The 23,392-nt window shown below is 45.3% G+C and carries 15 protein-coding genes; 10 read left to right on the top strand and 5 right to left on the bottom strand.

Annotated features, from left to right (window positions below; translation table 11 throughout):
- Positions 1-19: 19 nt before the first annotated feature.
- From FHW88_RS17425 to FHW88_RS17410, 4 genes are all read left to right on the top strand, one after another.
- Positions 20-1,579 carry a RagB/SusD family nutrient uptake outer membrane protein gene (locus FHW88_RS17425; RefSeq protein WP_090526123.1) on the top strand — a complete coding sequence of 520 codons (1,560 nt, stop codon included), beginning with the start codon at positions 20-22 and terminating at the stop codon, positions 1,577-1,579.
- Positions 1,580-1,687: 108 nt separating this feature from the next.
- A complete protein-coding gene (locus FHW88_RS17420) occupies positions 1,688-5,260 on the top strand; it encodes a VCBS repeat-containing protein (protein WP_176627231.1) in 3,573 nt (1,190 codons plus the stop codon).
- Between the two features lie 89 nt (positions 5,261-5,349).
- Entirely contained in the window at positions 5,350-7,614 is a 2,265-nt protein-coding gene (locus FHW88_RS17415; RefSeq protein ID WP_176627229.1) for a CRTAC1 family protein, read from the top strand.
- Between the two features lie 612 nt (positions 7,615-8,226).
- A complete protein-coding gene (locus tag FHW88_RS17410; RefSeq protein WP_176627227.1) occupies positions 8,227-11,325 on the top strand; it encodes an ABC transporter permease in 3,099 nt (1,032 codons plus the stop codon).
- Positions 11,326-11,439: 114 nt separating this feature from the next.
- Here FHW88_RS17410 and FHW88_RS17405 read toward each other — a convergent pair whose 3' ends face one another.
- Positions 11,440-11,697 carry a hypothetical protein gene (locus FHW88_RS17405; RefSeq protein ID WP_176627225.1) on the bottom strand — a complete coding sequence of 86 codons (258 nt, stop codon included), beginning with the start codon at positions 11,695-11,697 and terminating at the stop codon, positions 11,440-11,442.
- Between the two features lie 78 nt (positions 11,698-11,775).
- Here FHW88_RS17405 and FHW88_RS17400 point away from each other — a divergent pair, with 78 nt between their 5' ends.
- From FHW88_RS17400 to FHW88_RS17375, 6 genes are all read left to right on the top strand, one after another.
- Complete coding sequence (locus tag FHW88_RS17400; RefSeq protein ID WP_090526120.1) at positions 11,776-12,231, top strand: MarR family winged helix-turn-helix transcriptional regulator; 456 nt, start codon at positions 11,776-11,778, stop codon at positions 12,229-12,231.
- Between the two features lie 5 nt (positions 12,232-12,236).
- Entirely contained in the window at positions 12,237-14,882 is a 2,646-nt protein-coding gene (ppsA, locus tag FHW88_RS17395) for a phosphoenolpyruvate synthase (protein WP_176627223.1), read from the top strand.
- Positions 14,883-15,044: 162 nt separating this feature from the next.
- Complete coding sequence (locus tag FHW88_RS17390) at positions 15,045-16,436, top strand: MATE family efflux transporter (protein ID WP_176627221.1); 1,392 nt, start codon at positions 15,045-15,047, stop codon at positions 16,434-16,436.
- Positions 16,437-16,482: 46 nt separating this feature from the next.
- Positions 16,483-16,857, top strand: coding sequence for a DoxX family membrane protein (locus FHW88_RS17385; RefSeq protein WP_090526117.1), 375 nt, complete (start codon positions 16,483-16,485; stop codon positions 16,855-16,857).
- 116 nt (positions 16,858-16,973) lie between these two features.
- The gene (locus tag FHW88_RS17380) at positions 16,974-17,207 is read left to right on the top strand and encodes a hypothetical protein (protein WP_176627219.1); all 234 of its coding nucleotides are present in this window, start codon (positions 16,974-16,976) and stop codon (positions 17,205-17,207) included.
- 302 nt (positions 17,208-17,509) lie between these two features.
- Entirely contained in the window at positions 17,510-18,598 is a 1,089-nt protein-coding gene (locus FHW88_RS17375) for an MBL fold metallo-hydrolase (protein ID WP_176627217.1), read from the top strand.
- 101 nt (positions 18,599-18,699) lie between these two features.
- Here the strand turns inward: FHW88_RS17375 and FHW88_RS17370 are convergent, their stop codons facing one another.
- From FHW88_RS17370 to eboC, 4 genes are read right to left on the bottom strand one after another with little or no spacing between them, the layout of a single operon-like run.
- On the bottom strand, positions 18,700-20,052 hold the full coding sequence (locus FHW88_RS17370; protein ID WP_176627215.1) for an alkaline phosphatase family protein: 1,353 nt from the start codon (positions 20,050-20,052) through the stop codon (positions 18,700-18,702).
- 13 nt (positions 20,053-20,065) lie between these two features.
- Complete coding sequence (gene eboE / locus FHW88_RS17365; RefSeq protein WP_176627213.1) at positions 20,066-21,277, bottom strand: metabolite traffic protein EboE; 1,212 nt, start codon at positions 21,275-21,277, stop codon at positions 20,066-20,068.
- Between the two features lie 21 nt (positions 21,278-21,298).
- Complete coding sequence (locus FHW88_RS17360; RefSeq protein WP_176627211.1) at positions 21,299-22,471, bottom strand: 3-dehydroquinate synthase; 1,173 nt, start codon at positions 22,469-22,471, stop codon at positions 21,299-21,301.
- A 30-nt stretch (positions 22,472-22,501) separates the two neighbouring features.
- Positions 22,502-23,392 carry a UbiA-like protein EboC gene (eboC, locus tag FHW88_RS17355; protein ID WP_317171371.1) on the bottom strand — a complete coding sequence of 297 codons (891 nt, stop codon included), beginning with the start codon at positions 23,390-23,392 and terminating at the stop codon, positions 22,502-22,504.

Genomic DNA, 23,392 nt, shown 5'->3' with positions numbered 1-23,392 from the left:
AATTTAAAAAGATACAGCAATGAAAACGAAGAAAATATATATATGGTCGGCCCTTACAGCTATTATGGTAACGGCAACGGTTAACTCCTGCAAAAAAGGGTCCCTTGACACCAGCGACCCTAATAATGTAACAACGAACCAATACTACAAAACCAGCGATCAGTTAACCAAGGGGGTAAACGCTATTTATGTTGCCATACATAGCCTGGGGCTGGTATCAAGGGAGTGGTTTTTTATTCACGACCTCAGAAGTGATGAAGTTGCAAGCGGCGGCGGGCAGCTTGAAGCCCCAAGGGGACAGATGCTTAACGGTAATGTTGATCCTGCCAACTCGGTGATGAACTCTGTTTGGAATACCTGGTACACAACTATTTTCAGGGCGAATGTAGTTATTGCGAATGGGCCTAATGTAACTGATAACACGGCCCTGCGTGACCGGTTGGTTGGCGAGGCTAAGTTTTTGCGCGCCTGGGCTTATTTCGACCTGGTTTCACAATGGGGAGGGGTGCCGGTTTATACAACGCCTGCTAAGGCAGTTGGCGATTTTCAGCCACGCTCATCCGAAGCAGAGGTTTATGCCTTAATTGTTAAAGATCTTCAGGATGCAGCAGCCGTTCTTCCTGAAAAAACCGGTACCGATAAAGGCCGGGCAACCGCTTCTGCGGCAAATGCTATGCTGGGCCGCGTATTAATGCAAACCGGTGATTATGCCGGTGCTAAAGCTGCGCTTTTAAAGATCCCTACAACCGGAGCAAACGGCTATACCCTTACTGCCAGGTACCTCGACAACTTTGAGGAGGAGACCGAATTCAATAGCGAATCCATCTTCGAGATCGTTTTTGTTGACAAAGGCGACGGCGGATTTAACTGGGGCGGTGACAGTCCTACTGAAGCGCAGTCTACCGTACGTAACCAGGAATACAACCCCATAGCATGGAGAAATCTTATTCCGTCAAACAAATTGATTAACGAATTTGAGAACACTGCTACCGGCGCGGCCAAATCTGATCCCCGTTTTCACTACACCTGTTACCAATCGGGCGACACTTATAATAAAGGTGCGTCGGTGCTAACAGACGGCGACCAGAACGGCAACTCGTCAGTGATGAACGGCGTAACCAAAAAGATCAGTTTTCGTAAGTTCATGATCATCTACAAGGAAGGTTTGCCGGCAGCGGGTTTCCACCCGGGCGGCAATAATCAACGCATTATCCGTTATGCCGAGGTTTTATTGATGCTGGCCGAATGTGAAAATGAGCTGGGTAATATTCCTGCAGCAATTAACTACCTCAATATGGTTCGTGCACGTGCGGATGTTGCTATGCCTCTTTATCCAACAGCGCAATTTCCTGTAGCGTCAAAAGCTGATGTGGTAAAAGCCATCATGCACGAAAAAATGGTAGAAATGGGTTGCGAAGAAATACGAAATATCGACATCCTTCGCTGGAGGAAAAAGCAATACTTCACCACTGACCCATTCCCATATTTCAGAAAAGGAAGAGATGAACTATTGCCAATTCCTCAGGCCGAGCTGGATAATAACCCTAAGGTAAACGGACATCAAAACCCTGGCTATTAATACTTAACTTGCTTATATATAGCAGTTAAAAAGTATAGAGTTTCGGACTTGTTAAAAGAGATAGGCTGTGCATAGCAGCCTATCTTTTCCATATAAACCAATTTATAAATGAAGAAATTTTACCCGGCTTTATTACTCGTTAGTGTTGTTCTTTTTTCATGTGCTAAAAAGAAAGCAACACTGTTCGAATTGATACCGTCTTCGCATTCGGGCGTTACTTTCAATAATTTAATTACCGAAAACGACTCTATCAACCCGATTGACAATGCCAACGTTTACAATGGTGGCGGAGTTGGTATAGGTGATTTTAATAACGACGGCTTGCAGGATATTTACTTTTCGGGTAATATGGTATCAAACAAGCTGTACCTGAACCGTGGCGACTTCAAGTTCGATGATATCACCGATAAAGCCGGCGTTAATGGTTTAGGAAAATGGGGCAGAGGCGTTGCCGTTATTGATATTAATAATGATGGCTTGCAGGATATTTATGTATGCAATTCGCTGCTACAGGATAGCGTTAAAAGGCAAAATTTGCTTTACATAAACCAGGGGGCAGATAAAGAGGGGGTACCGCACTTTAAGGAAGAAGGCAAAGAATATGGCCTAAATATACACGCATATTCTACCATGGCAACCTTTTTTGACTACAATAATGATGGCAAGCTGGACATGTATCTTACCGTTAACCGCCCCGGCGATGGCTATTACGCAAACCAGTTTCGCCCGATAATCGCGGACGGCAGCGGTAAGAGTACAGGGAGGTTATATGAAAGCAAATGGGATGCCCAACTTAAACACCCGGTGTTTAGCGATGTATCCAAAAAAGCCGGTATATCCATTGAAGGCTATGGGCACGCGGCAACTATTGTGGATATAAACAAAGACGGTTGGAAGGACATTTATGTTACCGACGATTTTATATCGCCCAATATTCTCTACATCAATAATGGTGATGGTACATTCACCAATAGATCTAAAGAATACTTTAAGCACACCTCGATGAACTCGATGGGGCAGGACATCGAAGATTTAAATAACGATGGTTTGGCCGATGTATTTGAACTGGACATGTCACCACCGGATAATTACCGGAAAAAAATGATGTCGATGCCGGAAAGCTACCAGTCGTACGAGTTATTTAATCATTATGCATACCAATATCAATATGCACGTAACACCTTGCAGATAAACCAGGGGCCGGGATTGGGGCAGAATGATTCTATCAAGAACTCCGTATTCAGTGAAACCGGGTTCTTGAGCGGAGTTACAGAGACCGACTGGAGCTGGACGCCTTTGATAACAGATTTCAACAATGATGGTTACCGTGATATCATTGTAACCAATGGATTTCCGAAGGATGTTACTGATCATGACTTTATCGTTTACCGAAACAATCCTTATTCCACAGCCTCAAAAAAAACTGTTATTGACCAGATTCCTACAGTCAAGATCCATAATTATGCTTTTCAAAATAATGGCGACCTAAACTTTGGTGATGTTTCCAGCCAATGGGGATTGGATTTACCGACCTTTTCAAACGGCGCCGCTTATGCTGATCTGAACAATGACGGTGCAATGGATATGGTGATCAATAACATCAATGACGAGGCTCTTATCTATAAAAACAATAGCCGCGCACTTACCTCCAAACCATCAAATTACTTGCAGGTAAAATTGAATGGCAACAACTTTAACAGGGATGGCATTGGTGCCTGGGTAGATATCTATTATGCAGGCAAGCAACACCAGGTATACGAGAACAATCCTTATCGTGGATATTTATCTTCTATCCAAAACATCGCGCACTTTGGCCTCGGCAAAGTCAATAAGCTCGATTCTGTAGTAGTGAGATGGCCGAATAATTATAAGCAGGTAATAAAAAATGTAAGCGCTAACCAAACGCTGAAAGTGAATATCAATGATGCGCGTCAGCCTTATAGTTGGGTTATACCCCAAAAAAACAGGGGTGCACTGTTTACAGAAGTTACAGGTACGGCAGGTATTAGTTACAGGCACAAGGATGATGATTTTCCGGATTTTACCATCCAGAAATTATTGCCTCATAAATTTTCGGCGTATGCTCCGGCGCTTGCAGCCGAAGATGTTGATGGCAACGGGCTTGATGATATTGCTATCGGTGGTAACAAGAAATTTCCCGCTCAGGTTTTCCTGCAGCAGGCTAACGGTAAATTTAATCAGCGAAATTTAATTGATGTAAAACCGGACAGTGCGAATTATAAGGATGAAAGTTTATTGTTCTTTGATGCCGATGGCGATGGGAAGCCAGATCTGTATATGGCCAGCGGGGGATATGAAAGCGCGCCGGGTTCAAAAAATTATGCAGACCGCATCTACCTCAACGATGGCCGCGGGCGTTTCAGCGAACAAAAAGGTGCCTTACCCGGTAATTTTACAAGTAAGCTATGTGTCAGAGCGTTCGATTATAATAAGGATGGCAAGCTCGACTTGCTGATAACCGGTCGGGTTGATCCCTGGCATTATCCCAACCCGGTATCCAGTTTTATTTTACGAAACGACAGTAAACCCGGGAAGCTGCAATTTACAGATGTAACGGCATCAGTTGCCCCTTGCTTAAAAAATCTGGGGCTAACCTGTGATGCCCTGGTTACAGATTATGATAATGACGGTTGGCCGGATCTTGTTATAGCGGGTGAATGGATGCCCATTACGTTTATCAAAAACGTTGGGGGCAAATTCGTTAACTCCACAGCAGCGTCTGGTATTGCTGATAAAATCGGCTGGTGGAATTCTATCGCGGCCGGCGATTTCAGGCATTGCGGTAAGATAGACTATATTGTTGGCAACCTGGGAAAGAATAGTTTTTTCAAGGCCAGCGATAAAGAGCCCGTATATATCACGGCAGGCGATTTTGATAAACGTAAAACCACCGATGCCTTTCCATCCCTCTTTCTTCCCGACACTGATGGGGTGAAACGTGAATTTCCATCTTTTGTTCGCGACGATGCTATTAAGCAAATGATCAGTCTCCGAAAAAAGTTTGTGAATTACCGCTCTTTTGGCCACGCAACGTTGCAGGATTTGTTATCGTCTGAACAACTGAAAAATGCCTTGCGGTTAAAAGCCAATACGCTTACTTCATGTTATCTCGAAAATTTAGGAAACGGGAAATTTAAAATGTACCCTCTGCCAAACTATGCGCAGGTTTCTGTCATTAACGGAATGGTAGTGGATGACTTTGACGGTGATGGCAATTTAGACTTAGCCATAAACGGGAATGATTACGGCACAAATGTTTCGGTAGGCCGGTACGATGCCTTAAACGGATTGCTTTTAAAAGGCGATGGCAAAGGAGGGTTTAAGCCATTAACGATTTTGCAAGGCGGGATCTGCTTTCCCGGCGATGGGAAAGCCCTGGTAAAACTTAAGGGGAAAGATAGCCGTTACTACCTCGCGGCCAGCGAGCATAATGGCAATTTGAAGTTGTTAAAGCTTAACATACCGGCTAAAACTATCAAAATTGAGCCGCAGGACGTGTATGCGGAAGTATCTGCAAAAGATGGTTCGGTTACCCGGCAGGAGTTTTATTATGGCTCGTCTTTTTTATCACAATCGGCAAGGTTTCTGAAAATAAGCCCGGACGTACAGAAAGTTAAGATTGTATCTAACGATGGCCGGTGTAGGGAAATTAAGCTTTAATAATCCGCTTGTGGTATTCAAAATATAACACCTTCAATATTGATCAGGGTCTTAAGAAAAAATAATGTGTAGCTAATTTTACTGAAGGAATGCCGAAGAATTTAATTGTCAATTTTGCTTTGAGTTTAGCCCGCGCAAAAACATCGGTAAACATTTATGCAAAATTTTTGCTCTTGATACTGGCCATGTCATTTGTTATGTCATGCCACGATTCATCGGAGGGTAAAATGATCCGGATCATTGCCGCTCTGAACCAAAAGGATTACAACAGCCGCAATCCGTTTTGTCCCGAAGCGAAAGTGGCGCAGTGCGATAGCTTACTTAAACTGCCGGGCAGGGAAAATGATTTTTATCTTTTAAATACCAAGGCTAAGCTTTTATTGGAAACCGGTGACGAAACACAGGCTGTTGCCATCTACGAAAAAATGATGATGGGGGCCGATAGCTCAAAGCGTGATTTATTTGAACCGGATATGGCACTGGCCTACATGAGGTTAGGCGAGCGAACTAATTGTATGTTGAACCACAACCGAATGTCATGTACCTACCCAATAAGGGATAACGCGATTCATGTAAATCAAACCGGTTCGCGACATGCTATTGCAGTTTATGAAAGCATTTTGAAGAAGCATCCGGCCGACCTGGAATCCCGATGGATGCTCAATATCGCTTACATGACACTGGGGCATTACCCCGATAGTGTGCCCAAGCCCTTTTTAATTCCAGATCTCAATAAAACATCCGCGACAAAAATAAAGCCGTTTACCGATATGGCTGCCGATGTTGGTATTAAACTGAAAAGCAGGGCGGGCGGCGTTATAGCGGATGATTTCAATAACGACGGTTACCTTGACATAATAACTTCAGGAACGGAACTTGATGATCATATGCATTATTTTCAAAATAACCAGGACGGAACATTTATTGACAAATCTGAAACAAGCGGGTTGCGGAAGTTTACCGGGGGGCTGAATATTCAGCAAACTGATTACAACAACGATGGGAAGATGGACATTTTTGTACTGCGGGGTGCCTGGAAAAAGAACGGTTTTGGCAACCAGCCTGCCTCGCTGCTGCGTAACAATGGCGATGGCACATTCACGGATGTAACGATACCCGCCGGGCTACTTTTTTATCACCCTACACAGGCGGCAGTCTGGGCTGATTTTAATAATGATGGATGGCTCGATGTATTTTTAGGAGCGGAGGGTTTTAACAACGGCGACAGCGTCAATATCCACCGGAGCATGATTTATATAAATAACCGGAACGGTAGCTTTACTGAAGTTGGCCATAAAGCGCATTGCGATGTAATGTCATACGTAAAAGGGGTTACATCGGCAGATTTTAACCATGACGGATGGCCGGATATTTTTATTTCGACAATGGACGGGCGCAAATATCTATTAAAAAATAAAGGTAACAGCGGAAATACCCCCGACTTTGAAGACGTTACAAAGCAATCGGGGATCCTGGCAAACAGCAACAGTACTTTTACTACCTGGTTTTTTGATTACAACAATGATGGCTGGCAGGATATCCTGATTGCAGATTACAAATTCGAGGCCCCGCTGGGATATTATTCGGCTGCCGAAGCGCTCGGAAAGCCCATATCCAATGCAGGAAACATTTACCTGTATAAAAATAACCATAACGGCACTTTCACTGATGTTACCAAACAAACGGGTCTTGATAAAGTAGTGTTCAGCATGGGCGCAAACTTTGGTGATATTGATAATGACGGCTTTCCCGACCTGTATTTTGGCACAGGCAACCCCGATTTTGGCTCCCTCATACCCAATAAAATGTTCAGGAACGTAGACGGGCAGCGGTTTGAGGACGTTACAAGCGCGTCTGGAACGGGAAACCTGCAAAAAGGCCACGGTGTCGCGTTTGCAGATTTCAGGAACCGTGGTTTACAGGATATCTTCATTGAAATGGGCGGGGCTTACGCCGGCGATGCCTATACCAGTGCATTGTATGTAAGCCCTGGTCAAAATGATAACAACTGGATAAGTATAAAGGCAGAAGGGATAAAAAGTAATAAAGCTGCCATTGGCAGTCGGTTAAAAATAACATTTGTTGACAATGGTGTTAAAAGAAATGTTTACCACGACCTAAACTCGGGCGGTAGTTTTGGTTCATCGCCCATACAGGCGGAAATAGGAGTAGGGCATGCCGGGCTTATCAAAGAGCTTGAAATAACATGGGCTGGCAGCCATGCCGTTCAACGGTTTCGTAATTTGCAGGTAAACCAGTTCTACCACATTATCGAAGGAAATGGAAAGGCTGCTTCGATTCAGTTAAAAAAGCTTAATTTCAATGGAATGGCGGGGTTGGCGATGAAAATGTGAGCTATTCACCCGAGATGGTTGATTGATAATAACCCCGAGCAGTGCTGTCAATTTAATTCATCATTTTAACGAAGAGATTGCTTTTGGCCAATTGTTTATTTTTGAGCGGTGATTACCATGTTCTGAAAAAGTTGGCAACGCGTTCAGTTGTGGATTGATCATATCCGTACGGTCTGTGTTCGTTTATAGTACAACTGCCTTCTTGGTTTATTATAAGTATCTTATATTTAAGATCTTACTACATTGGAATGTGGATTGATGTAGTGTGTTGATTTGAGCTCAACTATTTTAGATATTAGCCTTACTAACCTGCTTTTTATTGGAGCAGTGTTCACCGGTTGTACCGTAGCTTCAATTTTATGGTTTGCAAAAAAGGCGCACAGCGCTGCAAATCGATATTTAAGTTTAGCCCTGAGCGTTACGATATTGCACCTGGGCGGTGTCACACTTTCTATACTATTGGCTTTAGGCCCCTTCATTTATTTTTATGTCCTTCAGTTAATCGAGCCAAGCAGGCGATTTACTTGGAAGGATTTGCTGCATTTTTTTTCTTTAATTTTTATTCCAATTGCACCAAACTGGCTGACGTTGAGCGTAACGACTGCTTATTTAATGCTATCACATCGTGCAATACAACGTTATAACAGGGAGCAACAGCCGGTTTTGATGGACAGGCCGCGATTTGCTTTTGGCAGGTTGGATAATGTGCTTAAGTTACTCATATTGTTTACCGCTCTTAGATCGATAAATGAATTGTTTGGTGTTTGCTTATCAGCAGTGCTGATTGCTATGGCGGTCAGCGCCATTCTAAAATCAGAAAGGTGCATTTTGCCGGTACCGGTAATTCCTAAATCCGATGGGTTACGCGAAAAAGGCAGGTGGTTGAAAAGAGTTGTTGTTACAGAACGGTTTTACGAGGATGCCGACCTTACTTTAGCTTCGCTGGCGCAAAAATTAGCTCTTCATCCTCACGAGGTGTCGCGTATCATCAACCTGGCACTCAAAAAAAATTTTAATGATTTTATCAATGAGCTGCGGGTGCGGGACGTTATCCGGAAAATGCATGATCCCGATTACGATCGTTACAACCTGCTGGGAATAGCTTACGATTCTGGGTTTAACTCCAAAACCAGTTTCAATCGTGTTTTTAAAGAAATAACAGGCCAAAGCCCGGCCTCATTTAAAGAAAGGTCAAAAAAAGAAGTGCCAAATGATAAGTTGGTACTTCGGACCCCGGTTAAGCCTGTAATCTTGCGTAAGAAAAGCCCGTTGGATTGGGCCACTGAAATTTCTAAACGCAGCATCATGATCAAAAATTATTTAAAAATGGCTTTCCGAAGCCTGCTTAAAAACAGGGCATTTACCTTACTGAATGTGTTTGGCCTCTCGGTGGGCCTGGCGACATGCCTGCTTATTGTGTTTTATGTTACTAATGAGCTTGGATACGATAAATACAATGAGCGTGCCGACCGAATATACAGAATAGGCCTTGATGTAAAATTGAATGGTAATGCTAACCAGTATGCTACTTCTGAAGAGCCCCTGCCCGCTGCCATTAAAGATGTTTTTCCGGAAATCGAGCAAATGACCCGCATGATAGATGTTCAGGGGCTGTTCCTTTCGCCTTTGAAATTCTATATCCGTAAAGGCAATGAAAATATACAGGAGAAAAGAGTGGTGTTTACCGAATCATCAATTTTTAAGGTTTTTACCCTGCCAATGATCGATGGTAGCCCTGCCAAGGCGCTGGATGCCCCCCATAGTGCCGTAATCACAGAAAGCACAGCGAAGAAGTACTTTAATCGTACTGATGTTGTTGGCCAGATGCTGACCATCAATGACACCAGCACATACAAAATCACCGGCGTTATCAAAGATGTTCCTCAGCAATCACATTTTCATTACGATTTTTTCCTGTCGTACAGTTCACGCGCGGAAAGCACCCAACACGGGTGGGGGTACGGCGGCATGCATAATTATTTATTGCTAAAACCCGGCGCTGATGTACACCGGCTGGAGAAAAAGATAGCCGCTATCGAAATCAAAAACTCTTATAATGCAGACGCATGGACCAGTGGCGACAATTACCTGAAAACCGTTTTAATGCCCGTAACTGATATCCATCTTCGCGATCGAGCAACATACCAGTTGGAAGCGGGTAGCGACATTCAATACATTTACATATTTTCAATGATTGCGGCATTCATCCTGCTCATTGCCTGCGTTAATTTCATGAACCTCAGTACAGCCCGTTCAGCTAACCGGGCTAAAGAAGTAGGGGTTAGAAAAGTATTAGGTTCGGCGCGTAAATTCCTCATCGCTCAATTTCTGGCCGAGTCAATGTTGGTGACAATGGCCTCCGCAATCATTGCTGCTTTAATGGCCTGGGGGATGTTGCCATTGTTCAACCAGCTGGCGGGAAAACAGTTGATACTTAGCTGGGACCAGGCAGCCTGGCTTCTGCCTGCGTTGTTCTCGATCACCATAATAGTTGGCCTTTTGGCAGGTGCCTATCCCGCCTTTTTCCTTTCCGGTTTTCAACCTATAGATGTATTGAAAGGAAAGATCGCCAAAGGTTTTAAGAACAGCTTTCTGCGAAGTTTTTTAGTGGTATTTCAGTTTTCAATTTCGATTTTCCTCATCATAAGCACTATGGTGATCTTTAAACAGCTGACTTTTATTCGCAACAAAAGCCTGGGTTTTGATCGTAACCAGGTTTTGGTTATTAAAAATACCGATGTATTAGGCAACAATGCCGCACTGCTTAAAAACGAATTGAAGCAAATGACCGGGGTAGTAGATGTGAGTATGACTGCTTTTCAGCCTACAGGCGACCTGCGCTTGAAGACAGGGCTTTTCCCTTCCTTACCTATTGACGTGAGGAGTGTATTGCTAACCGAATTCTGGCCCGTGGATGAGGACTATCTGCGCACCATGGAATTGACGCTATCAACAGGCCGGAATTTTTCAAGAGAAATGCCTACAGATAGCGCGGGTATAATCGTGAATGAAGCGTTTGCCCGTAAGTTTGGCGCAAAAGATCTATTGAATAAAACGCTATACCGTAATTCATATGGCATTCAGCCTTACCACATTATTGGTGTAGTTAAGGATTTTCATTTTGCTACATTGCATGAGGAGGTGATGCCGTTGGCCTTGTATTATGCACCGGACAAGGGCGCTATCAACGTTCGGCTGCATACCGCAAACATTTCCAGGGCGCTCGGGCAGATTGAAAAGAAATGGAAACAATTTTCGCCAAACCAGCAGTTTAATTATTCATTTATGGATGCCGATTTTGATGCAAGTTATCGAACAGAGCAGCACGCGGGAACCATTTTTCTGTGTTTTAGTACCCTGGCCATATTAATAGCCTGCCTTGGCCTTTTTGGACTGGCTGCTTATGCTGCCGAACAGCGTACGAAAGAAATAGGTATCCGCAAGGCGCTTGGGGCGAGTGTTTCCAGCATTACAGGTATGCTATCTGCGGATTTTGTTAAGCTGGTATTGATTGCCATTTTGATAGCTACCCCGCTTGCCTGGTGGGCTATGCAGAAATGGCTCCAGGATTTCGCCTATCGCACCACAATCGGGTGGTATTTGCCGGTTATAGCGGCGGGGGTAGCAATAGCAATTGCACTGATAACGGTAAGTTTCCAATCTGTTAAAGCTGCTTTTGCGAATCCTGTGGATAGTTTGCGTAACGAATAACTTGGCTGACAAATCTCGTAGGTGACTTCGCTTATGGACTATTTTCCACTCATATGGCCTGCGCATGACCGCCGTAGTTCGTTAGCCGGCAAAGCGTTGGTGAGTATGTTGGTTTTAAGCTATCGCAGGGCAAATAAAACCCTGGGCCCTGATCATGAGCGTTTCCGGTTGGATTGTTTGTGCATAGAGGTTAAGATATCCGGTATCCGATCCAGAACGTTTTCCTAACGCCGTTTGAAACACTAGTGTAGGGCAGCCATTGGCATAAAGCGGCAAAATAAAATCAGCACTGAGGGTTTTGCTTTCAATGATCAGCATACCAGTGACATATTCGTCAAGGTCGGGAGGCGGAAACAACGTAATTATATTCACCGATTTCTAAATTACTTCTTTCAATTAATAAATTAAAGTTATCTTTGTAACTAAGATAATCAAAGTTACAAAGATATTGTGAAAAGCGAAGCTATTACCCGGATAAGAAAACTAAGCCAGTTGTATGCTTATACATCCATTCAAATGCATGAAAATATCGCTCGAAAAGCCGGACTATCAGGTACCGATCAAAAATACCTGGGCTTTTTCCTGGTGAAAGGGGCCATGACAGCCGGTGAACTTATGGAAGTAACAGGGCTTACCAGCGGCGCTGTTACAGGTTTGATTGACCGGTTTGAGAAAAAAGACCTGGTCAAAAGAGAATTTGCGAAAACGGACAGGCGAAAAGTATTGGTAGTGCCGGATACTGAAAAGATAATGCAGCTCATGGCTCCGCTTTACAAGGATTATCGCAGCCATTCGGAGCAATTGATCGGTTCTTTCGCTGAAGAAGATTTGAAAATTATCGAAAAATTTTTGGAAGGATCGATTGCAATTATGAATGAAACAGCCAATCAGTTTAAAGACAAGTGAGGTATATGAAAAACAGAAGTTTATACATTGTTGATTTAAAAAAGGCCGATAAAACGTTTATTAAGTTAATCGGGGGCAAGGGGGCAAATCTGGCAGAATTATACAAAATTAAGGCGCTTAATGTGCCTGACGGTTTTTGTATAACCACTGAAGCGTTTAAAGAAACTGTTGGGAACGACCAGGAGTTTAATTCACTGCTGGAGCAATTAGCATTGCTAACCGAAAACCAAAAGAATGAGATCAATGAAATAAGCAAAAAGATCAGAACGCTGATAGAATCGATAGCTCTTTCTCAGGAACTGAAAAACCAGATCGTTGCGCATATGGACCAATATGGAAGTGATTACGCTTACGCCGTTCGTTCAAGTGCGACAGCGGAGGACTTAGCCACCGCATCGTTCGCCGGACAACAGGATACCTACCTAAACGTTATCGGCGAAGCCGCTATTTTAAAACACATCAGCAAATGTTGGGCATCTCTTTTTACGGAACGTGCCATAATCTACCGGCTTCAGAATGGCTTTGACCACCGCAAGGTTTACCTGGCTGTTATTATACAGCAAATGGTAGTTGCAAAGGTAGCCGGCGTGCTATTTACGGCCCATCCTGTTACTGGTAACAGGAAAGTGAGCTCGATAGATGCGAGCTTCGGCTTGGGGGAAGCACTGGTTTCTGGTTTGGTTAACGCCGATAATTACCAGGTCCGTGCTTCAAGAATTATTGAAAAGAAGATTTCGGAGAAAAGGATCGCTATTGAGATCATTAAAAATGGCGGTACTGAGCAAAAAGAGATAGGGCCGGAGCAACAAAATAAGCAAGCGCTAACTGACGAGCAAATTTTACAACTCGAACAAACCGGCAGGATGATCGAGGCACATTTCGGCCATCCCCAGGACATTGAATGGTGTTTAAGTGACGATAAATTCTATGTTGTACAAAGCCGGCCAATCACCACATTATATCCTGTGCCAGCGGCAGACGACTTGGAGAACCGGGTTTATGTATCTGTAGGACATCAACAAATGATGACTGACGCATTTAAACCACTCGGCATATCCGTTTGGATGTTAACCGGAAACCGCGCGATATTCAAAATGGCTGGCGGAAGGTTATTTGTTGATATCTCGAAGGGGCTGGCTTCGCCGGCAGGCAGGGAGAATCTTTTAAATGTATTGGGGCATTCAGATCCACTCATAAAAGATGCCCTGATGACTGTAATCGATCGAAACTTTGTAAAAGAGGACCCTGGAGCCAATATTCCCGGACAGGTTAAAGGTCATCACGGGATGTCGGCGGCGGATATACTTGCGGAAGCGGGAGCCGATGCCGGGATTGTGGCCGATCTCATCAGCAGCAGCGAAAGGTCGGTATCAGCATTGAAAGATAACATCCGGGCAAAAACAGGACCCGATGTATTTGATTACATCCTGGACGATATGCAGCAACGGAGGCAGCTGTCTTTAGAAAAGAAAAATCTGAACGTGATCATGGCGGCCATCCATGCATCGGCCTGGATCAATGACAAGATGAAAGAGTGGCTTGGTGAAATCAACGCAGCAGATGTTCTGTCGCTTTCTGTTCCAAACAACATTACCTCAGAAATGGGCCTTGAACTTTTGGACCTGGCGGATGTGATCCGTCCCTATCCGGAGGTCATCGCCTATCTGCAAGGGGCAAAACAGAATAATTTATTGAATGGGTTATGCCAGTTGGAGGGCGGATCGCAAGTACACGACGCTTTCATTGCTTATCTTAACAAATATGGCATGCGTTGCGCCGGCGAGATCGATATTACCCGTACACGATGGAGGGAAAATCCAGCTGCGCTGGTTCCGATAATCTTTAGCAATATCAAAAACCTTGAACCGGGAGAGAGTACCCGAAGATTTGAGCAGGGGAAGCAGGCAGCCTTAGAAAAAGAACAAGACTTAATGTTGCGCCTGAAACAATTGCACGATGGTGAAGAAAAAACCCGGGAAACGAAGCAGATGATTGACCTGTTGCGGAATTTTATCGGCTACCGCGAATATCCGAAATACGATATCGTGAGCAGGTACTTTATCTACAAGCAGACTTTGCTTCAGGAAGCCGAACGCCTCGTAAAAGCCGGTGTGCTTCATGATGAAAAAGATAGCTATTATCTTTATTTTGAAGAGTTGCAGGAGGCGGTGCGTACCGGAAAAGTAGATTACCAGCTTATTGACCAGCGCAAAACGGATTATCAATTTTATGAAAAGCTGACACCGCCACGAGTTATTACTTCTGAAGGTGAAGTGATAACCGGTCATTACAGGTATGACAATATCCCGGCAGGGGCCCTGGCTGGTCTCGCTGTTTCTTCCGGCATAGTTGAAGGGCGCGCACGCATGGTGCTAAACGTAGAAGGTGCTGATCTGGAAGATGGCGATATCTTGGTTACAACCTTTACCGACCCAAGCTGGACCCCTTTATTCTTAGCCATCAAAGGACTGGTTACAGAAGTTGGCGGACTAATGACACATGGCGCTGTAATAGCCCGTGAATACGGTTTGCCTGCGGTTGTTGGCGTGGAAAACGCAACCAAACTAATTAAAGATGGTCAACGCATTCGTGTGCATGGAACCGCAGGGTACGTGGAGATTATGAGCGAAGTGGATGCATTGTGGAAATAATCTTGTCGCGAATTACCCCCGGGATTGTCGCTTTTGCACACTGCGAAACAACGGCGTGCGTCCCATCTTTGTATCGTTGATTAAGTTTATGATCAATCAGGATCGTGTTACGAAAACAACAAAGTAAACCGGCAATCGTACAAAATTTTTAAATAAGCAACGATGAGTACATTACAGATCACAAGCTCAAAGCTTTGGAACGCCATTAAGCTTTCTCTTAATGGCGAGCAGCAGGATTATACGCAAGGCAGTATTCCGAAAGCCATCTTTTTACTGGCTATCCCAATGATCCTGGAATTAAGCCTGGAAAGCGTTTTTGCGGTGGTAGATATGTTCTTTGTAGGCAAACTTGGGCAAAACGCTATAGCCACGGTAGGTTTAACGGAGTCGGTGATCACCATTGTCTATTCCATCGCTATTGGTTTAAGCACCGCGGCAACGGCAATCGTAGCACGAAGGATTGGTGAAAAGAAACCGGAAGCCGCTGCGCATGCAGGAGCCCAGGCGCTGGTAATCTGCCTGATCACAACTATAATAGTAAGTATGGCTGGTGTTTTATATTCACCTGAGATCTTAAAGTTAATGGGAGCAAGCGAAGAAGTGGTGAGGGACGGAGCTATTTTTACCCGGATCATGCTGGGCAGCAGCCTTATTATTATCCTGTTGTTTCTGATCAACGGAATTTTTCGCGGCGCGGGTGACGCCGCCATGGCGATGAAGAGCCTTTGGATTGCAAGCATTATAAACATTATTCTCTGCCCGGTTTTCATTCACTTTTTTGGGTTGAAGGGCGCTGCTATGGCCACCGTAATTGGAAGGAGTTGCGGGGTGACCTTCCAGGTATATCACCTGTTTAAAGGCAGCGGCATTCTGAAGTTTCGCAGTGCTCACTTTAATTGGGATCCGGCTGTGGTAAAAACCATCATCGCTGTGGCCTGGCCGGCAACCTTTCAATTTATCATTGCAAGCGGCAGTTGGATCATCTTGACGCGGTTGGTTGCTGAAACCGGCGGTACAGCAGCTTCAGCCGGCTACCAGATCGCTTTTCGGAATTTTGTTTTCTTTATTTTACCATGCTGGGGGTTAAGTAATGCTGCTGCGACCCTGGTAGGGCAAAATTTAGGTGCAGGTCATGTTGAAAGGGCGGCTCAAAGTGTGTTGCTTACGGCGCGATATAATGCTGTATTGATGAGTTTCGTCATGCTGCTGTTCCTGTTCTTTGCCCGTCCCATCATCAGCATATTTACAACCGAACCCGTTATTTTGAACTTTGGCAGTACGGCGCTCCGGATCATCGGTTCGGGATTTATTTTTTATGCTATAGCCATGGTCATGAGCCAGGCCTTAAACGGGGCCGGTGACACCAAAACGCCTACATGGATCAATTTTGGGTGCTTCTGGCTTTTTCAGGTGCCTTTAGCTTACTTACTCGCAAAAGGCTTAGGATGGCATTCGGCAGGCGCCATCGCAGCGGTGCCCGCGGCGGAGGCGCTTTTAGCCCTGGTTTCCTGGTATTACTTTAAAAAAGGGAACTGGAAAAAGGTGAAAGTGTAAGGCCGTCCATATTGAATTACTAAAAAACAATTAAACCACATAAAAAATGAAAAACAAAATCCTATTCATTGCATGCCTGTTATTCGGGCTGATGTTTATCAATGCAGGCCTGAACAAGTTTTTAAATTACATGCCTGTACCAAAAGATATGCCGCCAAATGCTATGGCCATGTTTGGCGCCATTATGCAGATCAAATGGCTGATGCCACTTATCGGCATCGCCGAAATTATTGGAGGGATACTGGTGATTATTCCCCGTTTCAGGGCTTTAGGCGCGGTGATCATTTTTCCAGTTATGGTTGGCATATTGTTAACTGTTATTTCTTTATCTTCGGGAATACCGATGGTGCTTGTGCTTTGGGCGGTGCTCATCTGGGTGCTATTTGAAAACAGGGAGAAATATTTTCACATGATCCGGTAGCGGATGGCATAGTCTGGCTATTCCGCAACTAAATAATAACCGTCCGGTGAATTGGAAATTACAAATGATTATAGGCAAGTCGTGTTACGTATTTGAGAGACTTTATTAAAAATCACATGAAACTTTTTGAAAAGGAAACGGGCAAAACAAACTGTGTCGGGGTAACCGGAGCTTCTGCAACCGGGGCATCAGCAATTGCTGTGTTAGCATTGGGATCTATGGCTATTGGCGCGATTGCTATAGGCGCATTGGTGATTAGCCGAATCATGGTTAAAAAAGCTGTAATCAGAAACCTCCATGTCGGTAATCTCAGCGTAGATAACCTTGTAATTAAAAATCGCGAATATTAGCACGTCCCTGGGGGATCCGGTTACGTTGAATTGAGGTGGAGTAAAGTGTTATCAGAGTTGTTTCTGAGTCTGCCCTTGTTCCCACGATAATTTCGTCTCGCCGTCGATAGCCAACAATATCGTTCTCGGACACTGGCCGGCTTGCGTCGGAAACTCACCTGCCTTAAAATTCGTCTTTTGTTATGTTTTGAAATAAATTCAGAACGGCCGGCTCAAATTGCGGGAATATGGCAGCCGGGAAGACAGATTACGCATTTATAAAATAAATGTTGTTTTTTAACGTTACATTCATCATTTAGTGCATGAAAAGAGCGTGTTTGGGAATTGTGTTGGCTGCACTGTTATTATCGACGGTCGGCGGTTGCGGCGTAGTTAAATCTTTGGGTAAAAATCCGGATGGCGAAGAACTTACCCGGTTGGATTCTTTACCAAATTATAAAAATGGAGCTTTTATAAATTTGGCTGAACTTTCCGATTCGACGGTCAAACGTAAATTTCTTTTTTTGAGCAGACGTCCTGAAACCATCAGGCCATCTCATGCACTTCCGTGGATTAAAACCGATCTGAATTCATTAGCTGCTCCTGCACCTACGATCGTTTGGTTTGGACATTCATCTTTACTTATAAAAAGCGAGCAGTTTAATATGCTCATTGATCCGGTTTTTAGCAATCATGCCGGACCGGTGCCCGGATTGATTACCGCATTCCCGGGTACAAAGCATTATCACGCCGATGATATGCCTCAAATAGATGCGCTGATCATTTCTCATGATCACTACGATCATCTGGATTATCGAACTTTGAAAAAATTAAAAGATCGTATTAAAATGGCTATCGTGCCGATGGGAGTAGGCGCTGATCTGGTATACTGGGGGTTTGACCCTAAAAAGATCATCGAACTTAATTGGAACCAATCGATTACGTTGTCCGGTGGTATTCGGATTACCGCCACCCCAGCCCAACATCGCAGCAATCGTACGTATAAGAATGAGAATAAAACATTATGGGCCTCTTACGTTTTTCAGATTGGCAGTTATAGGCTGTTTTACAGTGGCGATAGCGGGTACGGGCCGCATTTTAAACAAATAGGCCAGCAATTCGGGCCATTTGATCTGGCGTTTTTGGAATGCGGACAGTATAGCCCCAATTGGCCATGGACGCACCTGTGGTTAGGGCAACCCGCACAGGCTGCTGCTGACCTGCATGCCCGTTTGTTACAGCCTATTCACTGGGCTAAGTTTATTGAAGCTAACCAGCCCTGGAACGAACCGATAAAAAGGCTTGTGCCTGCAGCAAAGGAGTTGGGTGTCGAACTAAACGTTCCGCGTATTGGGGAGCCTTACACTTTAGGCAGCCCCCTCAAACAGGTTGCGTGGTGGAATTTTGAATAACTGCTTTTGTAATATTGAACAGTTAATAAAAAGGACCATATCGGATGGCAGGATGATCATTTGAACAACCGGCAATCAGTATACAAGGCCAGCTTAGCTAATCAATTTTTCAGGTGCCTCCAGATGATATCATGAATGTCGGTCGCTATCAGGTCCTGTTTTTCCAATGGGTTATCGGTAATGATCACCGGCTGATATTCTGACGGTACATCCACCCGGCCATGAGAGCCTTTAATCAGGGCGGCATCCAGGGGAATGACATCCATCACATACCTGAAACCAGCCTTTTTGCGCAGCAACTTGTAGCCGGCGCGGAGCTTTGAGCTCATAAACATCTCAACAGGATCATAACCCGGTTTTTTATGGATGTCAACTACGCGCGCGTAATCCGGGGCAAGCGCGTCATCCAGCCAAAAGTAATAAGTGAACCAACTTCTTTCATCAGCGATCAGGACCAGGTCGCCGGCCCGGGGATGGTCGATGTGATATGCGGCCTGCTCTTCCCGGGTAAGCACCCGTTCAACACCAGGCACGGCTTCAAGCAGCGCTTTGACTTTTGCCGTTACGCTCGCATCGTTGATGTAGACATGTGCCAGTTGGTGATCAGCTACCGCAAAGGCTTTGGAAGCACCCGGATCAAGTATCTCCAGTCCACGTTCAATCCTGATGCCTAACAAGCCGTTTTGCCTCAATACCCGGTTTAAATGAACCGGGCGGTCCACCGGGGAGATACCATATTCGGAAAGGATGATGATCTCGGCATTTTTTTTCTTGTAAAACGAAACCAGATCTTCGATAATTTTATCAATATCATTCAGGTCCTTGGCAATAACCGGTAAATCCGGACCAAATTTTTGCAGGCAATAGTCCAGATGCGGCAGGTATATCAGCGTTAGCGTCGGGTCATGCAACGTATCTGTTTCTATTGCAGCGTCAGCTATCCAACGGCTTGATTTGATATTGGCGCCGGGCCCCCAAAACTGAAAAAGCGGAAACTGCCCCAACTTCGCCTGAAGGTGGTCACGCAGATCGGCAGGCTCCGAGTAACAATCCGGTATTTTTCGTCCGTCGGCAAGGTAGTTTGGCCTGGGTGTCACGGAGTAATCCGCAGAGGAGTACATATTGTACCACCAAAACATTATCGAGCTCGTGAAAGATGGATCTTCGCTCTTGGCCTTTTCCCATATTTTCTGTCCCTCCACAAGTTTGTTTGACTGCTTCCAGAATTTTACTTCACAATCCGCGCGGTCATACCACCCATTACCTACAATGCCATTGTCAACAGGAAATTTACCGGTGACGTAGGCGGACTGCATGGCGGTGGTAACAGCAGGTAATACAGGTGTTATATGCGTCAGATGTCTGTCTTTGGTATAAGATTTAAGAAATGGCGTATGCTCGCCGATCAGAGACGTGGATAAACCTACTACATCGATAACTACCGTTTTATTCATATTAGTTTCTTTCTTATGATATCTGCGCTTTAACCCAATCCAATTCCCGGATGATCGATTGCGTTAGGGGGGCCTTCAGCTCATCCGGCAATACACTCCAGGTATATGTTTCCACCTCCAGGTGTTGTGTAAAAGCAGCGTTCCTGAACTTGTTGAGCACCCTGATAATATCGTTTTGTGTTGATTGCACCACACCCATATCCTCCACAAAAACAGGTACATGGAAATGCGCACGCCATTCATTGACTACCGGGTTCCGGCTATCTGCCAGGGCTTCCGGTAAATCGGGATAGCGGATCAATTCTCCATTTGCAGTTTTCGCGATCACCTGGTGCAAATAGGTTGGCTCGTTGAATCTGGCAAGCGCGTCGGTCACCTCATCCCTCATAGCCAAATTCACCGGAAGGCGGGCCTTTAGGGCAGCACTGATTTGTATCTTGCCAACCCAGATACCTTTCGCGGCCAGTTCATCAATGACGCGCTCATGTTCTTCATAGCCGATAGCAAAATGGCAAACATCATAGCATAGGTTAATATGTTGTTTTACAACTGCTTCTGCATCAGCCGGAGACAGGCCAAACTGTTCTCCCAGCACTAAAATACCCCGCGGCAGCAGGTCGTTTTCAAACCAATCTATAAACTCCCGGCCTGATTCCAGGAAGCCATCCGGCTCGGGTTCGATATCCAGGTGCATCAGGATTCCAGTCGAACTGTATTTTTCAAAAAGTGCGGCCGCCACCGTTAAAATATTCTCCGTGGCGATCGCCCTTGCAGTGTTCCGGGCTTCACCGGCCGCATGCCATGGCTTATAGCTTAAGGGTGAGGTTGAAATTCCTCCCTGCAAACCTTCAGGAAGTAATTCGGCCAATATATGAAACAGGCGTAAGGTATAATCCACGCGCTCAACTGTTGTCCAATCCGGCGCATGCACTTCGTCCTTGACCACGGTGTTGTGGAAACCGCCATAGGGGAAACCGTTCATCGTGAAAACATAAGCATCATGATCAAACAGCCATTGTTTGAACTCCGCTAAGTTATCTTCCTCTGCCAGCAAACCCAGGCTCGCCATATTAGAAAGGCGCAGGCCAATACCCATTTGTTCCTTCCCTGCAAGGGCCGCCCTGATTGCCGGGAAATGGTTTTTCAGGGCTCCGAAAGTTTCCGGCCAGTTCTCCGCGGGATGGATATTGGTACAATAGGTCAGGTGCGCTACATTTATTTTCATGAGGGCAGATGTTTATATTGTTTAAATTTGCGTTTGCTGAAGTTCGAATTGCCGGTTGTATAGTTCAATACTCGCTTGTTTCAAAAGCTCGGTATCAATTTCATGCACCTCGGCACCTTCGCCAATAGCATTGAGTAACGTAATAGTGAGCTCTCCGCCCAAATGCTCGCGAAACTCCTCCATGCCCTGCAATAATGGGCTGTCATCTCTGCTGATCTTTAAGAGCCCATGGCTGATTTCAAAACCTAAGTTTTGGATCAGGCTTACCACGCGCTCACTGTGCGCAGCGGTTAAACGGCCGCAAAGGCAGGAATAAACCGTATCCAGGGCTATCCCCATGGCTACCGCTTCACCATGTCGAACGTCGAAGCCGCTGAGATATTCCAGTTTGTGCGCGCTCCAATGCCCGAAATCCAAAGGGCGTGATGAGCCGCTTTCAAAGGGGTCGGCGCCGGCAATGTGCTGCATGTGCAGCTGCGCGCAGCGCCAAATCAGGTAATTCATTGCTGTCGCGTCGCGGCTCACGAGGGCGGGTGCGTTCTGTTCTATCCAGTTGAAAAAAACAGGGTCTTTGATTAGGGCAACTTTGATAGCTTCGGATATTCCGGAACGCCAGTCTCGGTCGGTCAGCGTGGTCAAAAACTGGTCATCATTAAAAACAGCGGCAGGGGGTGCGAATGTGCCCAGGAAATTCTTTTTCCCAAAATAATTGATGCTGTTCTTCACCCCGATCCCTGAATCGTTCTGAGACAGCACAGTTGTTGGTATGCGGATAAGCTTTACTCCCCGGTGGGCTACTGCAGCAGCATAACCTGCCATATCCAATACGGCCCCGCCACCAATTGCTGCGATGTATGAATGCCGGTCTATACCGTAATTATTTACCGCTTCGAGGATCATATCAAAATAGCGTTCATCATTCTTTACGTACTCGCCGCCGGGTATCAGCAAGATCTCGGGCACCAGATGAACAGCAGTATGCGCCTGAAAATAAGAACTGATATCAGAGCATAAATGCTCGTGGGCGTCGGCCACCCCCTGATCCACCACAAAAAGAATCTTCCTTAACGCGCCTGAAGTAGCAGCGTTTGTCAGAAAATCGTTCAGAAGGGGATTGTCCTTTGCGAATAAAGCCGAAGTAAAAAAGACGTTATAACTATATTTTACGCTGAAGTTCTGTTGCAAATGTTCCATCGGAGGAAGATCTATTGTTATTGAAATTAATTAGGTGACTGCAAAGGTTTTCGACAGCCACATGGAGAGCGGTAAGAGGCAGGCGATCATCAGGGCGAATGTGAGTGAGCTGAATGTGGCAGACCAGGAAGCGTCCATCAATATCAGGGAGATCACCCCGGCCTTTACGGCATTACCAATATTTTTGCCGATAGGCTCTCTTATAGCTCTGAGCAACGGTTTGAATATCATCCAGGTAAAGGGTAAGATGAAAAGCAGTGACCATAGCAGCCGGTTATTAACGTACGAAAAGTAGCTGATAAAGGCGATGACCGCGGCGTACAAAAATGCCGCTATATACAAGTTGTTCCTTTTGCCCCCATGAACTTCGCCACGACTGGTCAGGGTGATCGAGAATATGTAAATCACAGGCACCAATGCTAACATTGACCAATGGTTGAGCGCATCCGGTATGATGCTGACTCCGAGCAACAGGTTTAATCCCCGGCACATCCCCATATTAAGCGGCCCGAAAAAGGGATGATGTTTGCCCAACTTGTCGTAGAGCAGCGCGCAGAGCGCAATAGCTGCCGCGAGTATACCAGATGCCGCCGAAACGAGAAATGCCAATAAAATGCCTGCGCTTAACAACAATGTGCCGAGCACTGAAGCTTCCGGTAAACTAACCTTGCCTGAGGGGATAGCTCTTTCAGGCCGTTCAATCTTATCAGTCTCCACATCGAAAATATCGTTAAAAACAATACCGCCGCCGTAAAGACAAGCTGTGGAAAGGCAAAGCAGGAGAGCCATTGGCCAGGCTCTTTCCACTAAACTACCTGGGGCACTGGCAATAGCGATCCCCGCCAGAATATCTGCGACCGAAGTAACAATATTGGCGGGCCGCATGAGCTGAAGATAAATGTACAGTTTCCTCAAGATCAC

It is taken from the genome of Mucilaginibacter sp. SG538B, from assembly GCF_013376065.1.
GTDB classification, from domain to species: Bacteria; Bacteroidota; Bacteroidia; order Sphingobacteriales; family Sphingobacteriaceae; genus Mucilaginibacter; species Mucilaginibacter rubeus.
The sequence above is the reverse complement of the archived record's forward strand: the minus strand, read 5'-3'. Positions and strand labels throughout refer to the sequence as shown.